Annotated in this window: 5 protein-coding genes and 2 tRNA genes; all 7 read right to left on the minus strand. The window is 44.5% G+C overall.

Annotated elements, in window-relative coordinates; translation table 11 throughout:
* Positions 1-20: 20 nt before the first annotated feature.
* Positions 21-506: a hypothetical protein gene (locus tag ACHAL6_RS15340; RefSeq protein WP_395271529.1), complete on the minus strand. Its 486-nt coding sequence runs from the start codon at positions 504-506 to the stop codon at positions 21-23.
* Between the two features lie 280 nt (positions 507-786).
* Entirely contained in the window at positions 787-1,977 is a 1,191-nt protein-coding gene (locus tag ACHAL6_RS15345) for a MalY/PatB family protein (protein ID WP_395271530.1), read from the minus strand.
* Positions 1,978-2,108: 131 nt separating this feature from the next.
* Positions 2,109-3,017 (minus strand): helix-turn-helix domain-containing protein, encoded by a 909-nt coding sequence (locus ACHAL6_RS15350; protein ID WP_395271531.1) that lies wholly within the window; start codon positions 3,015-3,017, stop codon positions 2,109-2,111.
* A gap of 79 nt (positions 3,018-3,096) precedes the next feature.
* Entirely contained in the window at positions 3,097-3,510 is a 414-nt protein-coding gene (locus tag ACHAL6_RS15355; protein ID WP_395271532.1) for a hypothetical protein, read from the minus strand.
* A complete protein-coding gene (locus ACHAL6_RS15360; protein ID WP_395271533.1) occupies positions 3,500-3,709 on the minus strand; it encodes a helix-turn-helix transcriptional regulator in 210 nt (69 codons plus the stop codon). The genes ACHAL6_RS15355 and ACHAL6_RS15360 overlap by 11 nt, the downstream gene beginning before the upstream one ends.
* Before the next feature lie 146 nt (positions 3,710-3,855).
* Positions 3,856-3,929: transfer RNA gene (locus ACHAL6_RS15365), tRNA-Cys, on the minus strand.
* A 1-nt stretch (position 3,930) separates the two neighbouring features.
* A tRNA-Phe gene (locus ACHAL6_RS15370) sits at positions 3,931-4,006 on the minus strand.
* Positions 4,007-4,059 lie beyond the last annotated feature (53 nt).

Raw genomic sequence — 4,059 nt, forward strand, 5'->3', positions numbered from 1 at the left:
AAAAAAGACATCATAGTAAACTATGATGCCTCTATAGCATGGCTGATTTTATTCAACATCGACTGGCTTGGACTGAAGTAGAAAGTTTTCCTGTTTCCCTCCACATTGCATTCACAACAGCAGTCCAGCTTCATCATGTTCACAGAGTAATTCTTTCTTAAGAGTCTCATGAGATTCCATCCAGGTCTTCTGTTATGAAGCGCCTGAATTTCAGAAAGCTTCACTTTTTCAACCAGATGGCTCTTTTCTCCGGAAATACGATGAATGATCAGATCATCCGCAATGATGGAATACCTGTAGATTTCCTTTGTCTTGGCAATCACACGATAACCTGCTAAAAGAAAGACCATGGCAAGAACAAGATCCATCGTGCTCTTGGTTTCCTGATTCAGTCCTGCTCTGGTTCCCACAACCGATACCACCATAAGAGAAATTCCAAATATAATCAGTAACCCGATGAGCGGTTTTGCACTTCTTTTGACTTTTTCGTTGTAGATACAACCCATAACTTTATGTCCTCCATGTGCCTCAATTACTAGCTTTAAGTACTTCAATCACATATGCTATAATACGTAGATTAGCAGATTAAAGCGAACAGGTAAAGTCATCAAAAATCTCTGGATTTGGCTGTTTATAAGATTAGGAGGTAAATGTCAGACTCATTCTCCGTATCTCTCCTTATTCCTCTTCTTACCTTCCATTTCCCAATTCTTTTTCAGATGAAAAGCAGGCCTTCAGATTCCTGAAAACTGCTCATCGATTACATCTCTGGAAAGTCTTCCGTTTCTATGATCTCCTCGTATTCAGCGCTTCTGTGATCCTGTTTAATGCATCCTCCAGCACGGAGCGGGGACAGGCCAGATTGATTCTTTCAAATCCGGCTCCTTCCTTGCCGAAGAAGTACCCTTCATCCAGAAAGACCATCGCTTCCTCATGAAGCATTTTCTCCAGCTCATGCTTGTCCATGCCCAGGGCTCTGAAATCGAGCCACTGGAGATAGGTTCCTTCCAGATCATAGACGTGGATTTCGGGATGATGCTTCGCCATATGCTTCTTCACCAGCTTATGATTCTCATAAATCACTTCTATAAGCTCTTCCATCCAGTCCTCACATTCATTGTATGCAGTTTTGCAGGCTTCATAGCCTAAGGCGTTGAGATTCATCACCGCTGTCCTGTTCATTTCCTGGGTGCAGCTTCTCTTCAGCTTTCCGTTCGGAATCACAATATTGGATGTATGCATCCCCGCCAGGTTGAAGGTTTTGCTGGGTGCTGTGAACACAATGGAATTGTTTTTCGCCCAATCGTTGAGGTTTGCAAACACGATATGCTTATGACCCGGCATGATCAGATCAAAGTGAATCTCATCGGAAAGAACCAGCACATCATATTTTTCGCAGATCTCAGCGACTCTAAGAAGTTCTTCTCTAGTCCATACTCTGCCCACAGGATTGTGCGGGTTACAGAAGAGAAGAGTGTTGTTCTTGGGATTCTTTGCCTTCTTCTCCAGATCTTCAAAATCGATCTCATAGCGACCGCCCACTTCCTTCAGTTCATTCCGGACAATCCTGCGCTTCCCCTTCTCAATAGCACTGTAGAACGGATAGTAGACAGGGGGCATGACGATGACACCTTCTTCAGGCTTTGTCAGAGAATTGATCGCCATATGAAAGGCGCCTACCACACCGGGCGTTGTAACGATCCATCTTTCCTTGATGTCCCAGTCGTGTCTCTTCTTCATCCAGTTAATCACCGCATCGAAATATTCCCTGGTCGGCCCTGTATACCCGAGAATGTTGTTGTCCAGATAGCGCTTCAGCGCATCCACGATTTCAGGCGGGGTCTTGAACTCCATATCAGCCACGGACAAGGGCACAATCTTCTTTTCCGCCACCTTAGGATTCCACTTGATCATCTGCTCATATTTGAACGAACCTGTGTCATATCGGTCCATCAAAGTTTCAAAATCATACTTCAATCACTACAACTCCTTACAAATTTCATTTCCATAATTATAACATAGGTCCTTGAAGCAGCAACCACCTATCTCATGAAAAAGAAGCTCTCCATCAAGGAAAGCTTCGAAGTCTGCATCTATATAGAAGCACTCTATTTACTTATGCTGCGCACTGGCCTGCCTTCGATGTATCCTCTGTACCCTTGAGGCTCCAGCTGAAATCTTGGTCCGTCTTCATCTGCATAGGTGAATCCGTAAAGCTCTGGCTTGTAGTCATTCATGACCTTCCAGAGGTCTTCGATGGCTTCGCCGAATTTTTCATCTTCATAGGGTTCCCCTTGGAAAATCATCATCCTGCAGGGTGGAAGCGTCATCACTTCAAACCCATCCGGCACCTCTCCTTCATAGTCAGAAGGCACTTCCACTCCCTGCACATATCTTGACGTCCCTTCCAGTATGAGATGGTCCGGCAGCCAGAATCCTGCAGGTTCATACAGCGCTTCAGAAATGGAGGACAGTATGCCCCAGACATCACACCCCACTTCCTCGCAGTATTCAAAATAGTGCGTTGCCTTCTTTCCTCTTAACAGAATCAGTTTTCTTTCCGGCCGCTCCACCACCTGAACAAATACAGTGCTGGCCTTCTTTTCGTTATCCATTTTCAGTTCTCCTTTCTGAATCATCAAGTAGTAGTCCCTGATCCGCGTGGGCATGAAAAGCTTCATCGGCTTCTTCTCTTTCGCATATCTCTTCGGCGGAATGCCGAATTCCCTCGAAAAGGCTCTGGTGAAACCTTCATGGGAGTCAAAGACAAAATCAAAAGCCACATCCACGACCTTCTCATGCTGGTCCCGAAGCACCAGTGCCGCCTGACTGAGTCTTAAAGACCGGATATACTCGAAAGGCGTCTTTCCCAGAAGCTCCTTGAAGATCTTCGCCGCATGCCAGGGAGAATACCCCGCTGCATCTGCCAGGTTCTTCAGCGTGATCGGTTCGTGCAGATGACTTTCCACGTAATCCTGCATCTTCTGCACCGCATTGATTTTTTCCCATCGTTTCATGAACTACCTCCTACTGTAAGGATATCAGATGACCAGATCCGTTTCTTGACCTGGATTGTGAAACTGAAGCTTCAAAGTGCTACATCCTTCTGGATAACACCCAGGAGATAATCAGATGGATTGCCATAAGAAGCCCTGCTGCAGCTGCTGCTCCAAAAGTCATATAGAAATCCTGTCTTATTTCACCAACAATCATTACTACGAAAAGCGCAAGAAAGACAGCCACGTTGATATAAAATGATGCCCGATCTCTAATCGCCATGTTTCTTTCATCCTCATATTGCACCTTCTCCAGATTCTTCAGCTTCGGATTTTTACGATGGGTATGAAATTCAGCAATACCCATTCCTATAGCCGCACCAAGGATTCTCGTGAGTACACTCAGAATCGGGTCTTCTCCTCCATTTATGATAAAAACAGCGCCTCCCAGAGTCATTCCGATATAGATCCAGATTATTCTTTTTATACTGTACTTCATCAATTTACCTTCCATTTTCTTCCTCCTCATAAATGAATACATCTTCGATGGTGCACTGGAATACCCTGGCAATCTTGAATGCCAGAAGGATCGATGGATTATACTTTCCATTCTCCAGTGAACTCACGGTCTGCCTGGATACTTCCAGAATCTCTGCCAGTTCATCCTGCTTCAGACCTTTTTCCTTTCTTAACTGTTCCAGCCGATTTTTCATCTCATATGGTTCTCCTTTGTAAAGCTTCCTTTACATACATGATAATCGAAACCGGAAACCATGTCAAGTTACCTTTACATAATTTATTACACTTATCAGCAAATAAAATAAACTCCTGAACGATCACTCATTCAGGAGTTTATTACTGGAGGCGCCACCCGGATTTGAACCGGGGGTGAAAGTTTTGCAGACTTCTGCCTTACCACTTGGCTATGGCGCCATGGTGGCTTCACTCGGAATCGAACCAAGGACACGTAGATTTTCAGTCTACTGCTCTACCGACTGAGCTATGAAGCCAAGAATTCACATATATTATATATGATATTCCTTCAAAACTACATATGGAGAAG

Source organism: Proteiniclasticum sp. C24MP (assembly GCF_043951855.1).
Lineage (GTDB): Bacteria > Bacillota > Clostridia > Clostridiales > Clostridiaceae > Proteiniclasticum.

What these genes read in the sequence shown, in the direction of transcription:
- ACHAL6_RS15355 (WP_395271532.1), bottom strand. Translation starts at nt 3,510, where the DNA reads ATGGAAGGTAAATTGATGAAGTACAGTATAAAAAGAATAATCTGGATC.
- ACHAL6_RS15360 (WP_395271533.1), bottom strand. Translation starts at nt 3,709, where the DNA reads ATGAAAAATCGGCTGGAACAGTTAAGAAAGGAAAAAGGTCTGAAGCAG.
- ACHAL6_RS15350 (WP_395271531.1), bottom strand. Translation starts at nt 3,017, where the DNA reads ATGAAACGATGGGAAAAAATCAATGCGGTGCAGAAGATGCAGGATTAC.
- ACHAL6_RS15340 (WP_395271529.1), bottom strand. Translation starts at nt 506, where the DNA reads ATGGGTTGTATCTACAACGAAAAAGTCAAAAGAAGTGCAAAACCGCTC.